The following is a 25,422-nucleotide window of genomic DNA, read 5'->3' as shown; positions in this document are numbered from 1 at the left end:
GTTAGATCTTGTTTTATACGATTATATTTAGGCCATCAAAACCATCACAATGAAGTTACTAACTCGTCTGGTCCTATTTTTAATATGTTTCGTCTTATTTAATTCTTGCAAAAAACATGACGAAAATACACCACCAATTACAGCCAAGCTAAAGTATTTAACAAAGCAAATAAGTGTAGCAACCAGTATAATAGGCACAACTACCACTATCACTAATTATAATTATGATGATAACAAGAGGCTTGTTGCACAAGAAACCGGAACTACAGTTATCACTTATGCTTATGATAATAACGGAAATTTATCCTTAGTCACCTATAAAACCAACGACGAAATTGTATATACCCAGACATTTACCTACACGGATGGCAAAGTAAGCGCTGCAATTAGAAGGACTTATCAGAACGGGGTGGTGATGACTACGGATACTTATAGTTTTGTTTTTAGCGGTAATAATATAACAGAAATACATTCTGACGGCGATAATGGCCCTCAACTTTCTACTTACAGTTATGACACCAATAATGATATTGTCAGAGTAATTGCCAATACCCGAACAACTCTTTATACTTATGATGATAAAAAGAACCGATTTACCAATGTGCCGCCAACATTTAAAAATGTACTTATAGGTTCTGCCGAAATTTGCTCGCCTAATAACTTTACCAGTGTAGGTGACGGTTCAACCACTCAAATATATAATTACAACTATGATAGCGATGGTTATCCTACGGCTCGGTATTTGAATGCCGGATTTCAAACTTTCACATATTCCTATTTTTATACTGAGCTTTAGTTAAGAAACATTTAAATTAGGAGATTAGAAATCTCCTAATGACCAAAACGCAAAACAAAAGACTTTTATCCCTCGACATACTTCGCGGCATCACGGTAGCTGCCATGATCCTGGTGAATGATCCCGGCGATTGGGAGAACATCTATGCGCCGTTGGAGCATTCCAAGTGGAACGGTTGTACCCCTACTGATCTGATCTTCCCTACTTTTCTTTTTATAGTTGGGGTTTCCATCGTCTATTCTATGGAAACTAAAGCCGCCAATCCGGCTAATCATTTTAAAATGTTGCTAACGGCTTTAAGGCGCGGCATTGTTTTAATTGCCATAAGCCTGGGCATCCAATTAATTCTGCATCCGGGCTTTGAGCATCTTCGCTTTCCGGGCGTATTGCAGCGCATTGGGGTGGTGTTCTTTATCTGTGCGTTTTTGTATCTCAAAGCATCGCAACGCGTACGCGACTGGCTGTTTGTTATTCTACTGGTGGGCTATTATGTGTTGATGAATTTTGTGCCGGTGCCTGATACGCACGTGGCTAGCCTGGACCCGGAAACCAATATGGGCGCCTGGGTAGATAGGTTAGTATTTACCACCAACCATTTATGGAGCGAATCGCACACCTGGGACCCTGAGGGTTTGTTGGGGACGCTACCCGCTATCGCGACAGGCTTATTCGGCATCCGGGTAGGTACCTGGCTAAAACGTAAAGACCGCGACGATGCTGTAAAAGTTAGCTGGATGTTTTTGTATGGGGTACTTGCCATAGTGCTGGGCCTGGCCTGGGATCTGTTCTTCCCCATCAATAAAGCTTTATGGAGCAGCTCATTTGTACTATATGCCGGCGGCTGGTCAACCATTGCGTTAGCGGCTTCTTATTGGCTGATAGATGTGCAGGGCCGCACGCGTTTTACCACCTTCTTTTTACCATTTGGCGCCAACGCGATAACTGCTTACGTATTGTCAGACTTTGTTCCGCACTATTTTAATAAGATCAAGTTGGGCACCTCGTCGCTATACCAGATACTTTTTCAGCCTTATTTTTCGCCTAAAAATGCATCGGTAATTTTCGCTGTTTTCATGACTTTGTTAATCTGGATTTTGATGTGGATTTTATACAAACGAAAGATCGTTATCAAAGTATAAGCTCCTGCATTCATAAAGACGTAATATCCTGAGCTTCTATTAATAACATCCTGAAAATTAGAGAAGATAAACATCCCGATAATTTTTAACTATTCTCCGCGTTTTTGCATCTTAGCAGAAATAATATCCCAATCTTGAAATGAATTTTAAATCAACCTTTTTTTTAGCGGCTGCGGCATTGCTTTTTAGTACCGGTAATGTTGTTGCCCAGGTTAAAAAGAAAACTACTACTGCACATAAACCCGCGGCTACTGCAAGCGCCGCAAAACCAGGGGCAAAAACAAACGACCCAAATGTATTACCCATAGACCCTAATGTAATCATGGGTAAGTTGCCCAACGGGTTAACCTATTACATCCGCGGTAATGCGCAGCCAAAAGGTAAAGCGCAGTTGCTGCTGGTAAACAAAGTAGGTTCTGTTTTAGAAAGCGACGCACAACGCGGCATGGCTTTATTGGTAGAGCATATGGCTTTCCGCGGTACGCGCGATTTTTCAAAAAAACAGCTGGACAATTATTTAAGCAAACTAGGCGACAGATATGGCGCAGATACAAGCGCTTTCACCTCATTTGATGAAACCACTTACCAGTTAACCGTACCGACAGATACCGCTAAAGTATTTGCCGATGGGTTTAATATACTGGCTAACTGGGCCGCACACGTAAGCTTTGACCCAACTGCGCTAAACGAAGAAAAGAATATACTGATTGCACAAGCAGCAGCCGGTGGCAAAAGCCCGGAAGATAGATTGCAACAAGAAACTTTACCCACGCTATTAAATAATTCGCGCTATGGCTCAAGGTTGCCGGCGGGTACCGAAGCTACCTTAAAAGCAATTGATGTAAACGCGGCAAAAAGTTTTTACACCGACTGGTATCGCCCCAATCTGCAAGCTGTGATTGCCGTTGGCGATTTCGATCCAAAAAAGGTAGAAGAGATGATCAAATTTAGTTTTGCATCATTAAGAAACCCGGCCCCTGAAAAACCTCAGCCTCAATTTGCTGTACCGGCAACTCCGGGCACAACCATTAAATTGGCTACCGATAAAGGCTTTCCTTACACGTTTATACAAATCATTGTAAAACATCCGCAAGCAATTGTTAAAACACCGGCAGACGTTTTGCAAAACATACGTATTAACCTGTTTAACCAAATGATCAACAATCGTATAGCTGATCTGTCCAAAATACCGTCGCCTCCAATAAAATATGGACAGTCGGGCTACGCCGAATTTATAGGTAAACAGGACGCCTTCTCAACTATCGCGCTAGCCAAAACGCCGCAGGATTTAGAAAGTACCTTTAAAGCCGTTTTGGCAGAAACCGAACGCGCGCGCAAATTTGGCTTTACCTTGACCGAGCTGGAGCGCGCCAAGCAGAATGCTTTGGGCCAGGTCACTACAGCTTATTCGGCTAAAGACAGCTCGCCTTCTGCAAGTTTTGCCACCGAATATGACCGCAGCTTTTTAAGCAAGCAGGCCATCCCCGGTATTGATTATGAATACAGTTATTATGTAAACAACATCGGCAAAATATCAGTAGCCGAAATGAATGCACTGGCTGCCAGGCTAATTACTGATCAAAACCGCACTATACTTATCGAAGCCAACGATAGCGAAAAAGGCAACCTGCCTAACGAGCAAACCGTTTTAAAATGGATAGCCGATGCAGGCAGCAACCTTACCCCTTATGTTGATGATAGCGCTATGCCATTTATGGACAAAACACCTGCACCAGGTAAGGTTACAGATATAAAGGTAGATAGTACACTGCTGGTTGTTAACCTAACTTTGGCAAATGGCGCTAAAGTGATTTTAAAGCCCACTACGTTCGCCCAAAACCAGATCTTGATTGCGGCTTACGCTTTTGGCGGTACATCTTTAGCTGCTGATCAGGATTTCACCTCAGCTAACCTGGCCGGGCAGGTTGTGGGTAACAGCGGCGTTGCATCATTTACGCAGGCGCAGCTTGGTAAAATGATCGGCGATAAAAACTTTGCCCTAACACCTTACATTGGCGACATAACACAGGGTATTTCCGGTTATGCTTCATCTGATAATTTTGAGCCGGCCATGCAATTGCTTAATTTGTATTTTACCGCTCCCCGTAAAGATCCGCAGGTTTGGCAATCTTACATCGATGCAGCAAAGTCGGCAATAACTCGAACCGCTAATAATCCGGGTATGGTGTACCAGGATACCAGCATGGCTGTGTTAGGCGGTTACAATCAAAGAAGTATGCCCGCTACAGCCGACAAACTTAGCGCGGCCAGCCTTGACAAAGCGTTCGACTTTTACAAGGCCCGTTTTGCCGATGCCAGCAACTTTACTTTTACCATTACCGGCGACTTTACTGTTAAAGACATCATTCCATACGTTGCTACTTATTTAGGCAGCTTGCCAAGTACACATAGTAATGAGACATTTAAAAACCTGGGCATTCATCCGCTTGCGGGGCAAATCACTAAAACCGTTAACAAAGGCGCAAGTGATAAATCTACCGTACAACTGGTATTTAACGGCACTTATGAATACAACGATGCCGACAACCTGCAAATGGATGCACTGGAAGAAATCTTAAACATCCGTTTGGTTGATTCATTAAAAGATGGCACCGGTATTTACTCGCCAAGCGTACGCGCCAGTTATGTTAAAAATCCCGAGGGCAGATATAAATTGACGATCGGATTTTTAGCCGACGCCAACAATACAGATAAAGCCATAGCTTACGTACTCGCCGAAGTAAATAAGATTAAACAAAATGGACCTTTAGCTAGCGATACCAAACTGTTTGTTGATCGCGAAGCGCGTGCTGCACAATCGCAATACAAACAAAATGCTTACTGGCAAGCTGCACTAACCGCAGCTGCACAGAACCAACAAGATCCGGACAAAATTTTGAGCCGTATGCAGGCCCTGGAGCAGGTTAATTCGCAAATGCTTAAAGACGCTGCCAATAAATATTTAAACAGCAATAATTTAATTAAGCTGATATTACTACCTGAGAAAAAATAATCGGGCTGATTAAAAAATAAAAAGTCCTGCCCTTAAACGGAGCAGGACTTTTTTATTTACCCTCACAAAAGAATTAGTATTTTGTTAATTGAATGATGAGCTCCGGGCAAAAAGTTATACAGGAATGGTACCAGCAGAAAAACTGGCAGCAGTTTCCATTTCAGCGCGAAATGGAACGCGTTTACATGGCCGGCTTTTCGGGTTTGCTCAATGCGCCAACAGGCAGTGGTAAAACCTTCGCCCTCTTCCTGCCTTTCCTGGCTGATTTTATCAACAAACACCCCGACTATAAAACCCGGCAAAATAATGGCTTACAGATGCTTTGGATCACCCCTTTGCGCGCGCTCACCAACGATATCCGTAAAGCAATGCAGGAGGTTTGCGACGACCTGCAAATCCCCTGGAAAATAGCCACCCGCACCGGCGATACGCCCGCTGCCGAAAAAGCAGCCCTAAAGAAAAAACTACCGGAAGTATTACTCACTACCCCCGAAAGTTTACACCTGATGCTGGCCCAGAAAGAATATCCAAAGGTTTTTCAAAGTCTGCAGGTTTTGGTGACTGACGAGTGGCATGAGCTATTGGGTACTAAACGTGGCGTGCAGGTGGAGCTGGGATTGAGCAGGTTAAAACACCTCACCCCGGCCCTCTCCAAAGGAGAGGGAGTTGATTTGTTTGGTGGCGATGTTATTAGTACAAAACCAGATTTACCTGGATATTATACTACCGATGCGCTGAATTGGAATTCTAATATTGACAATGCAAAACAAAATCGACACAAGCCCACTGAAGCAGAGAATGTTTTATGGCAGATTTTACGTGGTAAGAAATTGGGCTGTAAATTCAGAAGACAACATCTTGTATTAGACTATATTCCCGATTTCATTTGCCTGGAGAAAAAATTAATTATAGAGGTTGATGGAAGATATCATAATGATCCCGAGCAACAACAATTGGATATATCTAGACAGAAGCACCTTGAACAACATGGTTACAAATTTTTAAGATTTACCAACAATGAAGTAATCTTTGACTCTGAAAACACAACCAGGAGAATACAGCAACAATTACTAATTGAGCCGGAATTAACTTCGCAAATTAGCTCCCTCCCCTTCGGGGAGGGCCGGGGTGGGGTCGCCGGCTTGCGTATCTGGGGCATCAGCGCAACCATAGGTAACCTTGATCAGGCTGCCGAGGTATTATTAGGTAACGATTTCCCGCCTGATAGGATTAAAATGGTGCGATCTAACCTGGACAAGAAGCTGGATATCCAGTCCATCATTCCTGAAAATATCGAGAATTATTCCTGGGCGGGGCATATTGGTTTAAAGCTGTTACCACAGGTAATGGAGATAGTCGCCCGGAGCAAAACTACCTTGATCTTCACCAATACCCGTTCACAGTCTGAGATTTGGTATCATGCTATTTTAGATAATTACCCCGAGTATGCCGGGGTGATGGCCATGCACCATGGATCGTTAGATAACGAGCTGCGCAACTGGGTAGAACAGGCCCTGCATGCCGAGGCTTTGAAGGTGGTAGTTTGTACGTCGAGTTTAGATTTGGGTGTCGATTTTCGGCCGGTAGATACGGTGATACAAATTGGCAGCCCTAAAGGCGTCGCCAGGTTTATGCAGCGGGCGGGCCGGAGCGGTCATCATCCCGGTGCAGTGTCACGCGCTTATTTTGTACCTACGCATTCGCTGGAGTTGCTCGAAGGCGCCGCATTAAAAGAAGCCATCAAACGCAAGATCTTTGAAAGCCGCGACCCGATGTTAATGGCCATGGACGTGCTGATTCAATATATGGTTACGCTGGCGGTGTCTGAGGGATTTAGGGCCGACGAACTTTTTCATGAAGTAAAAACCACTTATGCTTTTGCCGAGCTTACTCGCGGCGAGTTTAATCAACTACTGGACTTCATCACCAATGGTGGAAAAACATTGGCGCAATACGACGAATTTTTAAAGGTGGAAATTGAGAACGGTGTGTATAAAGTATTTAATCGCCGGGTAGCTATGCGGCATCGGCTCAGCATTGGCACCATTACCAGCGATATGAATATCCGTGTAAAGTGGTTAAGTGGCGGCAGCCTGGGTACGGTAGAAGAATCGTTTATATCGAAATTAAAACCCGGCAATACTTTTTGGTTTGCAGGCCGCAGCCTGGAGTTTGTTCGCATTAAAGAAATGACGGCCTACGTCAAAAAATCAAATGCTAAAAAAGGTATGATCCCGAGTTGGAACGGCGGGCGCATGCCGCTGTCATCGCAACTGGCAGCGGTTTTTAGAGACAAACTGGATGAAGTGGCGCATGGCATCGAAAAGGATATCGAGGTTAAAGTGCTTAAGCCGCTATTCAATTTGCAGCAAGAACTCTCGCACTTGCCACAAAGCCATGAGTTTTTGATCGAGTCGTTCAAATCGCGCGAAGGGCATCATTTACTGTTCTATCCTTTTGAGGGGCGGTTAGTGCATGAGGGCATGGCTTCGTTGCTGGCTTTCCGTATCTCGCGCGTTAGGCCCGCCAGCTTTTCCATCGCCATGAATGACTATGGATTTGAATTATTGACGGATGATGATGTAGCAATTGAAGAGATTTTAGAAGATGCCATTTTTTTTTCGATAGATAATTTACTGGAAGATATCCAACATAGCTTAAACGCTAACGAAATGGCGCGTCGCCGTTTTAGAGACATTGCCCATATTGGTGGGTTGGTGTTTACCGGCTATCCCGGTCAGCAGGTTAAGAATAAGCATTTGCAGGCATCCTCGTCTTTATTGTTCGATGTTTTCAGCGAGTATGAGCCGGATAACCTATTGGTGCGGCAAGCTTATAACGAGGCGCTGGCTTTTCAATTAGAAGAATTCAGGCTACGTGCGGCCCTGCAACGCATCCAAAAACAAAACATTATCCTAAAAACTGTAGAGCGCCCTACCCCATTTGCCTTCCCGATCATGGTGGATAGCCTGGGTCGCGAAAAGTTCACTACCGAGAGCCTGGAAGACCGCATAGCCAAAATGGCCCGTCAATACGGCGCCGAAGGTGTAGGCACAACCGAGAGTAAGAAAAAAGAGCGCAAACCGGGCATCATACGCAAAAAAGGACTTTAATAACCCACCTTCGCTATCGGTGGCGCATACATCATCCGGCGTTGAAAATATACATCCCAACTATGCTGCTGTTTATTGTCCAGTGAATGTTGGGTGTCCAGATCGTAATCTTTGTTTAATTGTTCGTATTTGGCATGAACGCGATCAAACAGTCTCGAAGCTTCTGCCTGGTAATTAGCGTCGAAACGTGTACGGGCGGCTTCTCTTAAAATCTCGGCCTGTTCCAGGCAAGCGATATTATAATGGCCCTGCTCATGTTTAAGCACACGCTCCATCATAGCAGGCGATATAATCCTGCTGTGATCGAGCCATGATTTATAGGGTTGCATGACCACCCGCACGTCGAAAGTTAGCTGATAGATATTGTTCTCGGCATGCACATGGTACCTAAACTCAACATCGCAGTTGGTATAGGCCACAGCATTGTCGCCTGCTGTGCGGGGTGCGCCTTTAAAATCGCTAACGCTTAATTGCCTGTAGCTTGACTGGGCAACGGCTAAATTATTGACGCACAAGCTTATGCCCAAGACGCACATCAATCCCACAAAATGACAGCTCATTAAATTAATAGTTTAAATATTTGCGTGTTGGACGACAACCAAACGCAAAGGTTTATTCTATTATTACAGCAATGAGCTAATTATTTTTTGATCTTATCTGATTGTAAAACGCTGAGACTCATCATCTCTTTCATGGTTTGTTGCATCTTGTCTGTCGAACCGTCCAGGAAGATCACATTGCCCTCTGAATTTTCTGCAAAGTGCTTGATAGATTCCGTCCACATGGTAAATAAAATTACCGAAGTATCCATGTGTGCAGACTCCATTTCTTTGGCAGCAACAGTCATACCCTTGGCCACTTCCTGGCGGAACAGCGCCACGCCCTGACCACGTAATTGCGATGCCTGACGCTCTGCCTCGGCCGAAATTTTAATAGCATTACCCTCGGCCTCGGCAGCTTTGGTTTTGGTGATCAGTAAAGCCTGGCCCTCATTTTCGGCAGCAGCTTTTAAGTTGTTTGATGCTACCACCTGGCTCATTGATTTCATGATCACGTCGTCGAAAGTAATATCATTCAATTGCAGATCCTGCAAATGGTAACCCCATGTTTCCAGGATTTGATCCAGTTGCTCTTTTACATGTTCTACAATGTCGCGGCGCAATATCAATACTTCTGATTGGCGCTTAGTAGCAACAAACGCACGAATTGAACCCTCAACGGTACGGATCAGCGCCTGCATCAGGTTACGCTCGTCCACAAACTTGAAGGCTACGTTTTTAATAGTTTCTTCCTGCTGATCTAACACAGAGTATAACAGCATTGCTTTAAAATAAACATTGGCCTGATCAAACGTCACAGCCTGAAACTCCAGTTCGACAGAGCGATTTTGGATGGATATTTTTGAATAGATAGCTTCTATCAGCGGCAGCTTAAAATTTAACCCCGGGGTTAAAATACGACGGTATTTGCCAAATACGGTAACAACCGCAATGGTACCTTGCTTAACCGTTACAAACGATGAAAAAACAACAATCAGTAAAATAAATATTAGAAAAAGCGAAACTATTTGACTTGTCATGACTTATAGATTTAGTTGGATAAATATAGAGTTATTTATTACTCGTTTTTAAAATAAACACTGCAATGAACGTTAAAAGAACATTTGGTACCATATTGACCATTTTAGGCATCATCGGGCTTATATATACCGGCGTTAGTATTATACAACACGATGGTAATTTTACTACGCTTACTGTAGTCGGCATTATAGCAATCCTTTTCTTTTTTACCGGGATAAGCCTTATTCGCAACACTAAAGACGAAGCTGCTTAATCTGATAGAAAAAAATCGCATTTGTTACAGTTGCACCCCATTTATTGTGGAAATGCGGGGATTATATCCCACGCAAAAAAGCTCTTTTTTGTGCTATTTTAATTTTTGAACTTAATTTTAAGAGTTATTACATTGGCGCTTGATTTGAATGATCTGTTATGATTAAACTTAAAAGCCATGCAATTAAAATCAAATTTAGGAATTGTACTAACTTTACTGGGCATTAACGGAATAACCTTTGCAATAGTAGGATTTTTCACGGCTTTTATAACCCGAGGCTTATTTGCAGGCACTACTTTATTATCCTGCTTTTTACTCCTGGCCGGCATTATGCTATTACGCGATCAGTTATCGCATCGTGTTGAACAATAAAAGATGAGTTAACACTTTGAGATATAATGCAGCACTTGCTGTATTAATAACCGTTTTAAAACTTTTAAACTTATAGTAGGTTGCTGTTTGTATACACACCGCATATTGGTGGAAAAATAGGCAACAAACGGTATTGATATTATATTATCTGATTACGATTTTTATCGAAATTTTCTGCCGATTTACTTTATCGAAAAAACGTAGCTTATAATTATGGAATCGAAATCCAGAACCAGCGCCAAATCAAAACTTATCGGAACAATATTAACATTGATAGGTGTGGCTGGCTTAGTTTATGCAGGTATGTGCCAGTTTATTGACGGAATGGATAAAAAGGCAGCCGCAGGTATTTTGTTATTATCTATCGTTCTTACTTTTATTGGCATAGGCCAACTCTATAAAAAGCATCCTGACGATTATTGATTCGACTATTATCTGTCGTATTTTTCCTCGTTTTTGATATCTGCAATTTACACCCTCTAAGATTTTATAGGCAAAAAAAATCCTCTCGCCAAACGACGAAAGGATAAATATCTGTTTCAGTTAATGTTTTAATTATTCGCCAGGATTCTCTTCGCCAATGGTTTCGGCTTCGCTGCTGGTACCCAACAATTCTTTTCTGAAGGCCGACAACACCCGGCCACCTTTATAAAAGTAGCGGCTGTAATAGTCGTCATCTAAACTGCTTACTGCAACACCTTTTGATGAAGCATGAGCAAAACGATTATTACCTAAATAAATGCCAACGTGCGAAATGCTGCGGCTGTGTATTTTGAAGAAAACCAGATCGCCTTCTTTTAATTCGTCTTTTTTAACCGGACTAACCATGCTAAAGATATCGCGCGAGTTGCGTTTGATATCAACATTAAATACCTGGCTGTACAAAGTTTTGGTAAAACCTGAACAATCAATACCTCTTTTAGTACCGCCACCAAAATGGTAAGGGGTGCCTATCCAATCGTACACAAAATTAAAAAGTTTCATGTTTGATGTTGCAGAAACCGCAACATGCATAATTTGAGAGAGATAATCTTTTGCTAAACTTTCCTGGTCGTCAGACTTGTCAGGTGTTGGGGTTGGAACACTTTTTGTTTGTGCCTGAGCCGCTAAAACGCTGAATAATAGGGCAATGGCCAGTACTGTTTTCTTCATTAATCGCTAGTTTTCGTTCTCTTTTACGGACAAATTGTCCTTTATGTTACACACTTTCGATTCGGTTGAATACAAAACTATCCATTTTTTCTAAAAGACCAAACAAAACCGGCATTTTATTAACATTTTTTATTTTTCCACCTTTGTCAACAACATCCGGCATAACAAGCGCCTATCAGTGTTAATATCAATGTACTGCCAATGTCATCATTTTATAATATTATTCAAACCCTCCGGCTCTTTGTCTGTATTAACAAGCACACCAATGTGCGTTGCGCCTTTATAAGTACATCTTTCTGCATAAAACTTCGCAACAAATACGTTGGGGTTTCGATAATTTGGAAGATATAATTAGATTTGCGCATTCTACAGCTAAATATAGATTGTTTAACAAATGAGTTCAATCGAAATAAACAAAGACACCTACTTAAAGTGGTATGAGTCTATGCTTTTGATGCGTAAGTTCGAGGAAAAAGCAGGACAGTTATACGGCCAGCAAAAAATAAGAGGCTTTTGCCACTTGTACATAGGCCAGGAGGCAGTTTTAGCCGGCGCGATGTCGGTACTGAAAAAGGGAGACAGCATGATCACCGCCTATCGCGACCATGCTCATGCTATAGCCCAAGGCGTAACGTCAAGCTCCATCATGGCCGAGCTTTATGGTAAAGCTACCGGATGCTCAAAAGGCAAAGGCGGCTCTATGCACATGTTTAGTAAAGAGCACCACTTTTACGGTGGCCACGGCATTGTAGGCGGGCAAATTCCGCTGGGTGCAGGTGTAGCTTTCGCTGAAAAATTTAAAGCTACCGACTTTGTTAACGTTACCTACATGGGCGACGGTGCCGTACGCCAGGGTGCCTTAAACGAAACCTTTAATATGGCTGCCTTGTGGAAACTGCCGGTAATATTTATCTGCGAAAACAACGGTTACGCCATGGGTACCTCGGTTGAGCGTACTACTATACAGACCGACATTTACAAATTAGGCTTGCCTTATGGTATCCCATCGTCGCCTGTTGATGGCATGGACCCTGTTGCGGTTCATAATGCGATGGACGAGGCGGTACAACGCGCACGTAACGGCGAAGGGCCAACCTTCCTGGAAATGCGTACCTACCGTTATAAAGGTCACTCGATGTCCGATCCTCAAAAATATCGCACCAAAGAAGAGTTGGAGAGCTATAAAGCAAAAGACCCTATAGAAGCGGTAAAAGTGGCGATCGAAAAAAACAAATACGCCGACGAACAATGGTTCGAGGAGATTGAAGCCAAAATTAAAGCTGAGGTTGACGCAGCAGTACAATTTGCTGAAGAGTCGCCATGGCCGGAAGCATCAGAATTATATACTGATGTTTACGCACAAAAAGATTATCCTTACATCAGGGACTAGTCTTTTAATTATTAAAATTTAAAATATCCTATTCATCCTATAAATATGGCCGAAGTAGTTAAAATGCCTAAGATGAGTGACACCATGACCGAAGGTGTTATTGCTAAATGGCATAAAAAAGTTGGTGACAAGGTAAAATCGGGCGATGTTTTGGCCGAGATCGAAACCGATAAAGCCACCATGGATTTTGAATCTTACCAGGATGGTGTTTTACTATACATCGGCATGGAAGAAGGCAAAGCCGCACCTGTTGACGCGGTAATTGCCGTATTAGGTAAAGAAGGCGAAGACTACAAAACGGCCTTAGAGGGCGCATCTGCCCCGGCTGCTGCACCTGTAACCGAAGAAAAAGCTGCCGTTGTTCCAGCCGCTGAAGCACCTGCAGCCCCTAAAGTTGATCTTTCAAGCATCCCGGCTACGGTTATCCGCATGCCTGCCTTGAGCGACACCATGACTGAAGGTGTTATTAATAAATGGAACTTTAAAGTTGGCGATAAAGTAAAATCTGACGACTCATTAGCTGATGTTGAAACCGACAAAGCTACCATGGAAGTTGTAGGTTACGAAGCCGGCACCTTATTATATATTGGCCCTAAAGAAGGCGAAGCTGCACCGGTTAACGGCATCATTGCTATTGTTGGTAAAGAAGGTACAGATATTACACCGTTGTTGCAAGATACCGGTGCTGCTGCGCCATCTGCCGCTCCGGCTGCTGCTGAAAGCACTCCGGCTGCTGCATCTGCGGCTCCTACCGAAGAAGAAAAAGAAATATCGCATAGCGATGGCCGCGTAAAGGCATCACCGCTGGCTCGTAAAATAGCTAAAGATAAAGGTATCGACATCAATGCTGTTAAAGGTACTGCCGAAGGTGGCCGTATTGTTAAAAAAGACATCGAAGACTTTAAACCTGGTGCCGCTGCTCCGGCTGCAAGTGCGCCTGCTGAAAGCGCTTCTGCACCAAGCGCTGCCCCGGCAAAAGCCGCTGCCGCGCCAATTGTGTTGCCAACCTTTACCGGCGAAGAGAAGTTTACAGAACGCCCGGTTACACAAATGCGTAAAGCAATATCACGCCGTCTGTCTGACAGTTTGTTTACCGCGCCGCATTTCTATGTGACGATGTCTATCGATATGGACCAGGCTATTGCTGCCCGTAACAAGATCAATGAAATTGCGCCGGTTAAAATATCATTTAATGATTTTGTGGTTAAAGCCTGTGCTATCGCTTTAAGACAACATCCTGCCATTAACTCGTCATTCCTGGGCGAGAAGATCCGCACCAACGAGCATGTACATATTGGCGTTGCGGTTGCGGTTGACGAAGGTTTGCTGGTACCGGTTGTTAAATTTGCCGATGGTAAATCATTAAGCCATATCTCTGTAGAAGTAAAAGAATTGGCCGGAAAATCAAAAGCCAAAAAATTACAACCTGCCGAAATGGAAGGCTCAACCTTTACCATATCAAACTTAGGTATGTTTGGTGTGGATGAGTTTACCGCTATTATTAACACGCCAAACGCTTGTATCCTTGCGGTTAGCGGTATCCAGGCTGTACCGGTTGTTAAAAATGGCGCAGTTGTGCCGGGTAATGTGATGAAAGTAACTTTAAGTGCCGACCACCGTGTGGTAGATGGCGCTGCTGCCGCTGCCTACCTGCAAACATTGAAGCAATTATTAGAAGAGCCGGTAAGGCTTTTAATATAATTTCGGATATCGGATTTTCGATTTCGGATTTAAAATTTAAAGCGATGGGTTTCAACCTGTCGCTTTTTTGTTTTATGGAGATTTTGGGTAATTTTATTAGATGGAGCCACCAGAAATAATAATCCGCAATGCTACAACGGCGGATATCCCGGCTATTCTCGAGATTTATAATGAGGTTATATTAAACACTACCGCCGTTTACAGCGAGAAGCCACATACCTTAGAGATGCGGCTAAACTGGTTTAACGAGCGTATAGCTGCAAATTTCCCGGTAATAGTGGCAATACAACAGGATACAATAGTTGGCTTTGGTAGTTACGGGCATTTCAGAATATGGCCATGCTACCGCTTCACTGCCGAGCATTCGGTTTATGTACATCAAGATCACCGGGGCAAAGGCATCAGTAAAATACTACTTACCCAATTAATAGCCCTGGCAAAAACCGCCGGCCTCCATGCGCTGATAGCGGGTGTAGATAGTAATAATGAGGTAAGTGTTAAGCTGCATCTTAAATTCGGTTTTACACAGGTGGCGCATTTTAAAGAAGTCGGTTTTAAATTTGGCAATTGGCTTGATCTGTTGTTTTTTGAATTGTTGTTGTGATGGGGTTTAAGCTTGAACCGTGTCATTGCGAGCGTAGCGTGGCAATCGCAAGCAGAAAAGCAAATGTACATGCATAGTTCGCGATTGCCACGCTTCGCCCGCAATGACAAATAGGAGATTTTTCTTATCTTTGCATCACAAATACTTCAATACCACACACCATGTGATTCTAACAGATAGACTATAGCTTATTTCCAGATCGAATACCATTCGGCTACAGTCATTCATTCCCTTTAAGAGATAATTAAAACCGCCGCCTTATTTTTGGCGGGTATGTTATAAAAATCAGGCATAGCCATAATTGTTGCTTTTTGTAACTTGGCACCCTGATTGATAAATCAATATTAATGAAACCAAAATTTTTTGATACTGCTGTGAAGCAGGAACGCGCAGTACTGGTTGGCGTAATTACCGCTAACGAGACAGACGAACGCGCAAAAGAATATTTAGAAGAACTGGCATTCCTGGTAGATACTGCCGGTGCTATTACCGAAAAGGTATTTACGCAAAAACTATCAAAACCTGACCGCGCTACGTTTGTAGGTTCCGGCCGCCTGGAGGATATTAAGGTATACGTGAAAGAAGAAGAGATAGATATGGTTGTTTTTGACGACGAGTTAACTCCTTCCCAACTGCGTAATATCGAGAACGAACTACAGGTTAAGATCTTGGATCGCAACAACCTGATCCTGGATATCTTCGCTAACCGCGCCCAAACCGCACAGGCTAAAACCCAGGTGGAGCTGGCCCAATTGCAATATTTGCTGCCGCGATTAACCCGTATGTGGACCCACTTAGAGCGTCAAAAGGGTGGTATCGGTATGCGCGGACCGGGTGAGTCGCAGATTGAGACTGACCGTCGTTTGATCTTGAATAAGATCTCGCTACTAAAAGAACGATTGAAACTTATCGACCGCCAAAATGAAACCCAGCGTAAAAATCGCACCCAAATGGTGCGCGTGGCCCTGGTAGGCTATACCAACGTAGGCAAGTCGACCATCATGAACATGATCTCGAAATCGGACGTGTTTGCAGAGAACAAGTTATTTGCTACGCTGGATACTACCGTGCGTAAGGTAGTGATTGAGAATGTGCCTTTCTTATTGTCAGACACAGTTGGATTTATCCGCAAGTTACCGCATGATTTGGTAGAGTGTTTTAAATCGACACTGGATGAAGTACGTGAAGCCGACCTGCTTGTACATGTAGTTGACGTCTCGCATCCAAGCTTTGAGGATCAGATCCGTGCTGTAAACGATACGTTGAAGGACTTAGGGGCAAGTGATAAACAGATGATCACGGTATTTAACAAGATAGACGCCTTCAAACCGATGCAAATGAACCCGGATGAAGAAGTGGAACCTGTTACGCTGGAAGATTTTAAACACAGCTGGATGGCCAAAAACAACAGTCCGGCTATATTTATATCGGCCACCGAAAAACAAAATATCGACGAATTCAGAGCGCTGCTATATGATTATATAAAGGATATTCATACAGACAGGTATCCTTATGATCATTTATTGTATTAAATTAAATGGTTTTTATAAAAGCTAGGGTGTCACCCTGAGCTCCGTCGAAGGGTGAGCGTAAAGGCCTACCCGCATGCTTCGAGAGCCTCAGCATGACACCTTTTTTATTTTTCGCCCTGTCATTTTGAGCATAGCGAAGAATCTTATACGCTTTGCTTATCGCTCATACAAGATTCTTCGCTATGCTCAGAATGACAAAAAGAATTTTATTAAGTCAGAAAAATATTGTGATTAATAGCCGGAATAATCTTTTTCTCCAAGGCCGTATCAAACAATAACCGTATCGCCTTGCGTCCCTCCTCGCCCAGATCGATGGAGTATTTGTTGACATATAAGTCAATATGCTTATACATTACCTCCTCACTCATTTCCTGCGCATGCTGGCGGATAAAATCTAATCCCGATTTTGGATTGGCAAAAGCAAACTCGACTGATTTACGTAATACGCGATTGATCTTATGTTGAATATCTTCGGGCAAATTGCGGTTAGCTACAATGCCGCCCAGTGGAATGGCGCAGCCGGTTTCTTTTTCCCAATAATCGCCCAGGTCGATGATCTTTTTCAGACCCTTTTCCTGGTAGGTAAAGCGGTTTTCGTGGATGATCAATCCGGCGTCTACACGCCCTTCTAAAACTGCGTTCTCAATATCAGAAAATACCAGTTCTATTTTGTTCGTTGCATCCGGGAAAGCTAATCCTAACAAGAAGTTAGCGGTAGTATATTTACCGGGGATACCGATTTTAACATTCGCTCCATCGGTTTTTAGTTTGGCTTCTAATACTGCTGGATCTTCCTTACAAATCAGCATCGGGCCAACGCCGAAACCCAGCGCGCTGCCGGCATCCAGCAATACATATTTATCTACTATATAGGCAAAGGCATGATAGCTTAGTTTGGTGATATCCAATTCGCCGCGAAAGGCTTTTTGGTTAAGCGTTTCCACATCGTCATAATGCACCTCGAAGTCCAGGCCCTCAGTGTCAATTTTATGGTGGATTAATGCGTCGAAAATAAAGGTATCGTTAGGGCAAGGCGAAAAGCCGAGAGTCAATTTCATGGCGGTGTGTTGTACGTTTTACGTTGGACGTTATACGTAAGAGCTATGCTAAGAAAACGTATAACGTATAACGCCCTACGTAAAACCTGCTGAAAACGTACAACGTAAAACGTCCCACGTAAAACCCCTTACAGCTCTTTCAATAAGTCCAGCGCAAATGTATTGAGATTTTTAACAGCAAGTCCTATCTGCCAGTTGTCGCGGTTACGTTTTTCGACATAATTTGACACTGCCCTGATTTGTACGCAAGGCACCTTCAATTCGCGGCAGGCATAGAAGAAAGCAGCACCTTCCATGCTCTCCAGTTGGGGCTTAACCCGGCTTGTTACTTCGGCTATGGTGCCCTCGTTGCCATGTACCGTATTAACCGTAATGGCCGACACTTTTTGTAAGCTTATCTTTTTAGTAAAATGCACTAAACTACTGGTTGGGTTAAAAATGCTGGCGCCTAAGCCCAATTGTTCTATATTAATGAAGCGAGTATCATCTTCGGCGCCTAGTTCGGCGAAGGTATCTTTGGTGATCTCTACCACATCGCCAAGTTTTATATTACGATCAAAGCTACCTGCAATGCCCAGGTTAATTACCAGGTTATATACGTTATGTGGTAAATGCTTGCCTAAGGCAAAAGCCGTTGGCACCATGCCTGCACCGGTAACCAGTACCGAGCAATTGGCTACCGACGCATGCCTTGGCACAAAAAGGTTATCCGCCTCGTCTGACTTTTGCATGCCGAAAGCTTGCATTAAAGGCTCAACTTCGGGCTGGGTGGCAACAACAATTAATATGCGCATGGTAGCTTGGTTTTTATGCTAATATAACTAATTTTTACCGGCAGTTTATGGATGCTAATGTCCTGCAAACTATAGGGTAACGTTATTTGTTACTTGCCTGTGGCAAACCGTATGCCGCAAAATAAAATTGCCAACTTAAAAGTTTTTATATTTGCGGCATTAAAATATGATGATACACATAACGCGCAAAGAACATTTTAATGCCGCACACCGCATGTACCGCGATGAATGGAGCGCTGAGAAAAATTTTGAGATGTTTGGCAAATGTGCCAACCCCAACTGGCATGGCCATAACTATAACCTGTTTGTAACCGTTAAGGGGCACATTACAGAGCAAACCGGTTACCTAATCGACTTAAAAGAGCTTAAAACTATCATTAACGATTATGTTATTGAGAAGCTTGACCATAAAAACATAAACCTGGATGTTGATTTTATGAAAGGCAAAATGGCATCGACCGAATTGCTTTGTATTGAGATCTTTAAACAACTGAAAGCACCAATTGAGGCTTACGAGGGTGTATTTTTGCATTCTGTAAGACTATTTGAAACTGAGAATAATTCGGCAGAATATTTTGGTGAATAAACCCTGACCATGATTAACGACAACAATATCCCCGACCGGGATGACGACATTTACGGTTACGAAAAGATTGACCGTTACAACCCCGAACTGATAGAAAACCTGTCTGTACATTATAAAGAAATTTTAAACCTGCTGGGCGAGCATCCGGGCCGCGAGGGGCTTTTAAAAACTCCTGAACGTGTAGCAAAGGCCATGCTATATTTAACGCAAGGTTATGATGCTAACCCAAAAGAGATCTTGAATTCGGCTTTATTTAAAGAAGAGTACAGCCAGATGGTAGTGGTTAAAGATATTGAGGTTTACTCGATGTGCGAGCACCACATGCTGCCATTTTTCGGCAAGGCGCACATTGCTTATATCCCTAACGGATACGTAGTGGGCTTAAGCAAAATACCACGTGTGGTTGACGCTTACTCGCGCCGTTTACAGGTGCAGGAACGTTTAACTAATGAGATCCGTGATTGTATCCAGGACGCGCTACAGCCGATAGGCGTGGGCGTAGTTATGGAGTGCCGCCACTTGTGCATGTGCATGCGTGGGGTACAAAAGCAAAACTCGGTTACTACAACCTCGGCCTTCTCAGGCGGATTTTTCCAGGAGAAAACCAGGTCAGAATTTTTACATTTGATATCGTCGAAATTGAGTTAGTGATCAGAGATTAGTTAATTAGAGATTGGGGCGTTAATTCACACAATCTTTTAGAAAAACTGTTATTAACTAATCTCTAACCGGCAACCAGATAAAAATCAACTAATCACTGATCAACCAATTACTAATCACCAACAATGAAAGCATACATTTTTCCAGGACAAGGCGCACAGTTTGTAGGTATGGGTAAGGACCTTTACGAGCAATCTGAACAAGCGCGTGAACTATTTGAACAAGCCAATGAGATCTTAGGTTTCCGTATTACAGATGTAATGTTTAATGGCACCGACGAGGATCTTAAACAAACCAATGTTACCCAGCCGGCTATCTTTTTACACTCAGTAATTTTAGCCAAAACGCTGGGCGATTTTGTACCAGATATGGCCGCAGGCCACTCATTGGGCGAATTTTCAGCTTTGACGGCTGCAGGAGCCTTATCATTCGAGGATGGTTTGCGTTTAGTTGCGGCGCGCGCTAATGCGATGCAAAAAGCTTGCGAGATCCAACCATCAACCATGGCCGCTATTTTAGGTTTGGATGATTTTACGGTTGAGGACATTTGTAAGCGCATCAGCGACGTAGTTGTTCCGGCTAATTATAACTGCCCGGGTCAACTGGTAATATCCGGCACTATTTCAGGCATCGACAAAGCCTGCGAGCTAATGACCGAAGCCGGCGCTAAAAGAGCGTTGAAATTAAACGTTGGCGGTGCGTTTCATTCGCCGTTAATGGAAGCTGCACGTGTTGAGTTGGAGCATGCTATTGTTCATACTACCATCAACAAGCCTGTTTGCCCTATTTACCAAAACATAGATGCCAAACCATATACCGATCCGGAAGAGATCAAAAAAAATCTGATAGCCCAGCTTACCGGTCCGGTTAGGTGGACACAAACTGTGGTTCGCATGATTGAGGACGGCGCTACTTCATTTACAGAAGTTGGCCCGGGTAATGTTTTACAGGGACTGGTTAAAAAGGTTGATCGCGCTATGCCTACCGCAAGTGCATCAATAGTATAAACATTTGCTCAATTACAACATAAATTTTTCAAAGCCGCAAACTAAAGCGGCTTTTTTTTATTTGTAAGTTTACCAACGTCTAAACATCTTATAACGCTTTTGAGTTACGCAGCAAAAATACGATTAATGCTGGCCCTGCTGGGCGCCAGTTTATTGCTAACGGCCTTAATAGTACGGTCGACGTATACTCCTGCTGTAAATTTATCTCAGACGGCTAAAATGCTCGAAAACGGTCTTCATCAAAAAGAAGATTATGTTAACAATGCCATCAACACACCTGCAGCACTAAATCGCTTTAAAGGCATCGCCAATAATTATGAAGACGGGCTAAAGTGTATCCAGGAGTTTACCGACGATCGCGGCATTTATGTCATCACCCTAAAAAACGATGAGGTTCAGTATTGGAGTGATATTGCCATTATTCCGCAAAATGTGGGTTTTATAAAAAATGGCTACTCGTTTATTAAGGGTCCTAACGGTTATTACGAGTCTATCAAGAAAAGCGACGGCAATTTTTCGGTAATGTTTCTCATCCCCGTAAAAACCAATTACGCCGTACAAAATCAATACCTGGAAAACGTTTTCGACAAGGATCTGCTCAAAGACAATAACATTGACATTGCAGATTTTACCGACAAGGATACCTATGCGGTACATAGCGTAGGTAAAACATACCTGTTCTCCGTTAAAGTAAAATCGAACGAGGTTAACTACCGCTTCTTTTATTTCGAGCTGGTGCTATGGCTCATGACCTTTGTGATCATTTGCTTGCTGGTGCAGAATATTTGCTCTTACTTCGTCAACAAGGGGCACTTATTCTTATCCTTTATTTTCCTGGCTTTGTTTGTTGTGGGGGTTAGATATCTTAACCTGCAATATAACTGGCCCAACTTTACCTACCGGCTTGACATTTTTAATCCGCAGTTATACTTCTCCAATAAACTATTTCCATCACTGGGCGATCTATGCATTAATATACTCCTGGTAAGCTGGCTGGTGGCTTTCATTTATCGCCAGCGTTTTAAACTCACTAAATATCTCCCCGGGAAAATTGGCGGATATGTTCTGGTAATATTCTGTATCGCCGTACTTATTGCCGTGGCTAATATAGCGATGAGATTGTTTTATGGCCTGGTTATGCGCTCAGACATCAATTTTGATGTCAACAACGTGCTTGGTCTGTCTGTGTACAGTTTGTGCGGCATATTAATGCTCTGTTTCAGTTTCTTCATTTTTTACTTGCTTGATGAAGTGTTTCAAACCATGTGCAGCCGGGTACCGGTGCCTGTAAAACATCAGCTTATTCTTTTAATAGCAGGCATGATTGCCGCTACCTGCTATTTTAGTATTAACAGGCATGAGTTTATAAGCTATTACATTTTTTGGGGGCTGATAGTCATTATACGGGGTTATGGCTATCACTACAACAACGGCCGCCCCACTACCTTTATGTTTGCCGGCGTATTGCTGCTTTGCGCTATGATTGCATCCATCAGCCTTAACCATTTCGATGATATAAAAGAAAAGGAAACCCGCAAAACACTGGTGCGAAAACTGGAGAACCCAACTGATTCAGTTGCCGACTATCTGTTTAAAAAAATAGAACGCCAGATAGTAAAAGACCCACTCATTACCAGCTACTTTAATGACACTTTACGCAATAACGATTACCTGCAAAATCGCTTACAAAAGCTTTATTTTGACGGGTATTTATCAAAATACGATTTTAAGGTACATGAGTATAGTGCCGACGAGAAACTATTATCATCTGACCAGGATTACCCGCTATCTGTTTATAAGGACATGGTGCTGTACAACTCGTTCAAGGTATCCAGCTATTTTTACCGCGCCAATCTGTCTTTTGGGTTTCAGAACTACTTTGCCATACTGCCGGTAACCCAGCAGGATAAGACTTTGGGTTCTATTGTAGTCGAGCTTAAATCAAAAGCGTTGCAAACGTCAGACTATTTCCCCGAACTGCTGGTTGATGGCCATTTGGAGGATAAAAACGATTTTAAAAATTACTCGTACGCTTTCTACTCAGACAATAATCTGGTGGCCCAAAGCGGCAATTATGTTTATAAAACCAGGCGTATCAATTACCAGTATCCGCTTAAAACATTTAATTATAAAACTACAACTAACGAGGGTAGTAACTGGTACCAAAAGTCGGTTACTTATAACCATCTTATCTATAAACCCTCAGAGCGTAATGTGATTGTGATCAGTAAAGAGGATACCGCTTTTATTGACGGCATCACTTCGGTTACTTTCTTTTTTATTATTCTGCTGTTGTTTAGCGTAATTGTGTTTGTGGCTAGCTGGGCCTGGCTGCGTATCAAGATCTTAACCATCACCAATAACAAAATTAAATGGGGTATCAAGATCACGCTGGATAAGATACTTTATAAGACACGTATCCAGTTCTCGATGGTGTTTGCAGTTGTGGTGACGCTGATTTTGGTGGGTATTGTTACCTACATATCTATCAGTTCGCAATACCAGGCGCAGCAGGACAAAATGATCCGCGACAGGATCATCAAGATTACCGATGTATTTGAAAATGGGCTGTTTGATAAATACATGACCCACATCAACGAGCAGAGCCAGCTTAGTTTCGACGCATTGGCAGCCTCTTATTCCTCAGACCTGGTATTATTTGACAGTCATGGTTCATTGCTGATCACTACCCAGCCCCGCATTTACGATTACGGGTTGATAGCCAAACGGATGAACGCACGTGCCTTCATCAATCTCTATAATGAGAAACGTTCTGACATTGTAAACGACGAAGTTATTGGTGGGCTGCATTATAAAACGGTGTATGCTTCTATCCGCAATATTAAAGGTCAAACTATTGCCTTTTTACAGTTGCCTTATTTCTCTAACCAGGCCGATTACCAGGAGCGCATAGGTTCGTTATTGAACATCATGATTGAAATTTACGCTATTATTTTTATAGCAATAGGTTTGTTTGCCGTAATCATTGCCAGGCAGATCACCAACCCACTCAGTTTTATTCAGCAAAGCTTGAGTAAAACCATTTATGGCAAAAAGAACGAACCCATTAAATGGGACAGCGATGACGAAATTGGCGCACTGGTGAAAGAATACAACAACATGATTGCCGCGCTGGAGGTAAGTGCTTCGCGGCTGGCGCAGTCTGAACGTGAAAGCGCCTGGCGCGAAATGGCCAAACAGGTAGCGCACGAGATCAAGAATCCGCTTACGCCTTTAAAGCTGGGCTTGCAGTTATTGGAAAAATCATGGCGCGAGAAAGATGCCAAGTTTGACCAGAAGTTTGAGCGTTTCAGCAAATCATTCGTAGAACAGATTGAAAGTTTATCGCAAATAGCCTCGGAATTTTCGGCTTTTGCCAAAATGCCGGATACACGGATGGAGCGTTTCAATGTATTTGAGGTAATTAACCAGGCGGTAACCATTTTTAAACAAACCGATAATTTTACCATCAATTACCAGGTACCCGAAACACCCTTTTTGGTATTGGCCGATAAGGACCAACTGTTACGCTGTTTTAATAACCTGTTAAAAAATGCTATCGAAGCGACACCGCCCGACAGAGCAGGCATACTGGATATTACTTATGAAACGGCGCAAAAACAAATCATGCTGGCCGTAAAAGACAACGGTAACGGTATACCAGAAGGTATGCACGAAAAAATATTCGAACCTAACTTTACCACTAAAAGCTCGGGCACCGGCCTTGGTCTGGCCTTTGTGAAAAACTCGGTCGAAAATGCGGGTGGCAAAGTGTGGTTTGAAACCGCTGCCGGCAAAGGCACCACGTTTTACCTAACCTTACCGGCATCAATTTAAATTTGACGATATATTTGTTAACCTGAAGACAAATACCTAAATTGGCAGTATAATAACTGCCTAAATATATCGTTATACTGGACTGTTAATTTAAACAAACAGATATTGATGAGATTTTTTCTTTTTTTAGCATTAAGCACGTTAAGCTTAACCGCGTCAGCGCAATTTTGGCAAAGTAACCCCAAACCTGTTCGTGAGCCTTTTTTATCCGCTGTACAATTCTCGTCATCGCAATCAATAAGCAATCAAATTCAAAAAGCTGTGTTACCGGCTGCGCTTGTTGCTATTCAGCTGCCTCGTTCTTCTTTTAATTTAGAGGCCGAAGAGGATGTAATTTTAAAACAGGCCAAGCATAACATGCGTTTCAGGGTTTATAACGATGCCAGCTATAACTTTACAGCGCTGGCAGTGCTTTATCTGCAGCAAAATCGTTTTTCTGAAGCCAAATGGTACCTGTTACAAAGTAACAATATAGCCAAACAGGGCACTGATACCCGCCACGTACTGGATAACCTGTATTTATTGGCCCAGATTAAAAGTGCTATTGGCGAACAGACTTTGGCCATGGCCGATTTACAGGAAGCGCGTGAGCTGGCCGTAGCAAAAGCTATGCAGCCAGACATTACCGTTATAGACAATAAAATAAAATTTCTTCAAACCAGTAAAGTTGCCGTGGTAAAAGCAGAACTACGCTATGCCGAGGCGGTAGAGCTGGAAAACAGCAAAGCAGCTGCTGCTGCCACCGCAAATAAGCACGCTTTATAACATTTACGTAAAATACTTAGCGCAATAACAAAACAGTAAAACATTATTGTAATATTGTTACTTGTTATTA

Annotated in this window: 21 protein-coding genes; 16 read left to right on the top strand and 5 right to left on the bottom strand. The window is 42.9% G+C overall.

Translation table 11 applies throughout. From position 1 onward, the window contains the following. Window positions 1–49: 49 nt before the first annotated feature. From HB679_RS17400 to HB679_RS17385, 4 genes are all read left to right on the top strand, one after another. Window positions 50–796, top strand: a complete 747-nt coding sequence (locus tag HB679_RS17400) for a hypothetical protein (protein ID WP_214073289.1) — start codon at window positions 50–52, stop codon at window positions 794–796. Between the two features lie 38 nt (window positions 797–834). Beyond that, entirely contained in the window at window positions 835–1,935 is a 1,101-nt protein-coding gene (locus tag HB679_RS17395; protein WP_214073288.1) for a heparan-alpha-glucosaminide N-acetyltransferase domain-containing protein, read from the top strand. Between the two features lie 139 nt (window positions 1,936–2,074). Beyond that, on the top strand, window positions 2,075–4,948 hold the full coding sequence (locus HB679_RS17390) for a M16 family metallopeptidase (RefSeq protein ID WP_214073287.1): 2,874 nt from the start codon (window positions 2,075–2,077) through the stop codon (window positions 4,946–4,948). A 92-nt stretch (window positions 4,949–5,040) separates the two neighbouring features. Next, complete coding sequence (locus HB679_RS17385; protein ID WP_214073286.1) at window positions 5,041–8,061, top strand: ligase-associated DNA damage response DEXH box helicase; 3,021 nt, start codon at window positions 5,041–5,043, stop codon at window positions 8,059–8,061. Here HB679_RS17385 and HB679_RS17380 read toward each other — a convergent pair. Together HB679_RS17380 and HB679_RS17375 are read right to left on the bottom strand one after the other, a co-directional pair. Continuing rightward, on the bottom strand, window positions 8,058–8,621 hold the full coding sequence (locus tag HB679_RS17380) for a DUF922 domain-containing protein (protein WP_214073285.1): 564 nt from the start codon (window positions 8,619–8,621) through the stop codon (window positions 8,058–8,060). The two genes, HB679_RS17385 and HB679_RS17380, sit on opposite strands and share 4 nt — an antisense overlap. A gap of 80 nt (window positions 8,622–8,701) precedes the next feature. Continuing rightward, window positions 8,702–9,640 (bottom strand): SPFH domain-containing protein, encoded by a 939-nt coding sequence (locus HB679_RS17375; RefSeq protein ID WP_214073284.1) that lies wholly within the window; start codon window positions 9,638–9,640, stop codon window positions 8,702–8,704. A gap of 65 nt (window positions 9,641–9,705) precedes the next feature. Between HB679_RS17375 and HB679_RS17370 the strand changes: the two genes are divergently transcribed. The 3 genes from HB679_RS17370 (at window position 9,706) to HB679_RS17360 (ending at window position 10,689) form a co-directional block, all read left to right on the top strand. Next, a complete protein-coding gene (locus HB679_RS17370) occupies window positions 9,706–9,894 on the top strand; it encodes a hypothetical protein (RefSeq protein ID WP_214073283.1) in 189 nt (62 codons plus the stop codon). A 177-nt stretch (window positions 9,895–10,071) separates the two neighbouring features. Beyond that, window positions 10,072–10,266, top strand: coding sequence for a hypothetical protein (locus HB679_RS17365; RefSeq protein ID WP_214073282.1), 195 nt, complete (start codon window positions 10,072–10,074; stop codon window positions 10,264–10,266). A 213-nt stretch (window positions 10,267–10,479) separates the two neighbouring features. Next, window positions 10,480–10,689 carry a hypothetical protein gene (locus tag HB679_RS17360; RefSeq protein ID WP_214073281.1) on the top strand — a complete coding sequence of 70 codons (210 nt, stop codon included), beginning with the start codon at window positions 10,480–10,482 and terminating at the stop codon, window positions 10,687–10,689. Between the two features lie 132 nt (window positions 10,690–10,821). On the opposite strand, the gene HB679_RS17355 is transcribed toward HB679_RS17360, so the two are convergent. Further along, window positions 10,822–11,418 (bottom strand): NlpC/P60 family protein, encoded by a 597-nt coding sequence (locus HB679_RS17355; RefSeq protein WP_214073280.1) that lies wholly within the window; start codon window positions 11,416–11,418, stop codon window positions 10,822–10,824. A 394-nt stretch (window positions 11,419–11,812) separates the two neighbouring features. On the opposite strand from HB679_RS17355, the gene pdhA reads away from it, so the two are divergent. The 4 genes from pdhA (at window position 11,813) to hflX (ending at window position 16,645) form a co-directional block, all read left to right on the top strand. Beyond that, window positions 11,813–12,808: a pyruvate dehydrogenase (acetyl-transferring) E1 component subunit alpha gene (gene pdhA, locus HB679_RS17350; RefSeq protein ID WP_214073279.1), complete on the top strand. Its 996-nt coding sequence runs from the start codon at window positions 11,813–11,815 to the stop codon at window positions 12,806–12,808. A 45-nt stretch (window positions 12,809–12,853) separates the two neighbouring features. Further along, window positions 12,854–14,509 carry a pyruvate dehydrogenase complex dihydrolipoamide acetyltransferase gene (locus HB679_RS17345; protein ID WP_214073278.1) on the top strand — a complete coding sequence of 552 codons (1,656 nt, stop codon included), beginning with the start codon at window positions 12,854–12,856 and terminating at the stop codon, window positions 14,507–14,509. Window positions 14,510–14,609: 100 nt separating this feature from the next. Next, window positions 14,610–15,113: a GNAT family N-acetyltransferase gene (locus HB679_RS17340; protein ID WP_214073277.1), complete on the top strand. Its 504-nt coding sequence runs from the start codon at window positions 14,610–14,612 to the stop codon at window positions 15,111–15,113. A 347-nt stretch (window positions 15,114–15,460) separates the two neighbouring features. Further along, window positions 15,461–16,645, top strand: a complete 1,185-nt coding sequence (gene hflX / locus HB679_RS17335; protein WP_214073276.1) for a GTPase HflX — start codon at window positions 15,461–15,463, stop codon at window positions 16,643–16,645. Between the two features lie 209 nt (window positions 16,646–16,854). Here hflX and HB679_RS17330 read toward each other — a convergent pair whose 3' ends face one another. After that, window positions 16,855–17,703, bottom strand: coding sequence for a 1,4-dihydroxy-6-naphthoate synthase (locus HB679_RS17330; protein WP_214073275.1), 849 nt, complete (start codon window positions 17,701–17,703; stop codon window positions 16,855–16,857). Window positions 17,704–17,831: 128 nt separating this feature from the next. Beyond that, window positions 17,832–18,497 carry a futalosine hydrolase gene (mqnB, locus tag HB679_RS17325; RefSeq protein WP_214073274.1) on the bottom strand — a complete coding sequence of 222 codons (666 nt, stop codon included), beginning with the start codon at window positions 18,495–18,497 and terminating at the stop codon, window positions 17,832–17,834. Window positions 18,498–18,666: 169 nt separating this feature from the next. Here mqnB and HB679_RS17320 point away from each other — a divergent pair, with 169 nt between their 5' ends. The 5 genes from HB679_RS17320 (at window position 18,667) to HB679_RS17300 (ending at window position 25,352) form a co-directional block, all read left to right on the top strand. Further along, window positions 18,667–19,083, top strand: a complete 417-nt coding sequence (locus HB679_RS17320; protein ID WP_214073384.1) for a 6-carboxytetrahydropterin synthase — start codon at window positions 18,667–18,669, stop codon at window positions 19,081–19,083. Between the two features lie 9 nt (window positions 19,084–19,092). Continuing rightward, the gene (gene folE, locus HB679_RS17315; protein WP_214073273.1) at window positions 19,093–19,731 is read left to right on the top strand and encodes a GTP cyclohydrolase I FolE; all 639 of its coding nucleotides are present in this window, start codon (window positions 19,093–19,095) and stop codon (window positions 19,729–19,731) included. A gap of 137 nt (window positions 19,732–19,868) precedes the next feature. Continuing rightward, window positions 19,869–20,750 carry an ACP S-malonyltransferase gene (gene fabD / locus HB679_RS17310; protein WP_214073272.1) on the top strand — a complete coding sequence of 294 codons (882 nt, stop codon included), beginning with the start codon at window positions 19,869–19,871 and terminating at the stop codon, window positions 20,748–20,750. A gap of 99 nt (window positions 20,751–20,849) precedes the next feature. Beyond that, window positions 20,850–24,587, top strand: coding sequence for an ATP-binding protein (locus tag HB679_RS17305; RefSeq protein ID WP_214073271.1), 3,738 nt, complete (start codon window positions 20,850–20,852; stop codon window positions 24,585–24,587). Between the two features lie 108 nt (window positions 24,588–24,695). Beyond that, window positions 24,696–25,352 (top strand): hypothetical protein, encoded by a 657-nt coding sequence (locus HB679_RS17300; RefSeq protein ID WP_214073270.1) that lies wholly within the window; start codon window positions 24,696–24,698, stop codon window positions 25,350–25,352. The last annotated feature ends 70 nt before the right edge of the window (window positions 25,353–25,422 follow it).

The sequence above is a fragment of the Mucilaginibacter sp. dw_454 genome, assembly GCF_018449775.1.
GTDB lineage: Bacteria > Bacteroidota > Bacteroidia > Sphingobacteriales > Sphingobacteriaceae > Mucilaginibacter.
The sequence above is the reverse complement of the archived record's forward strand: the minus strand, read 5'-3'. Positions and strand labels throughout refer to the sequence as shown.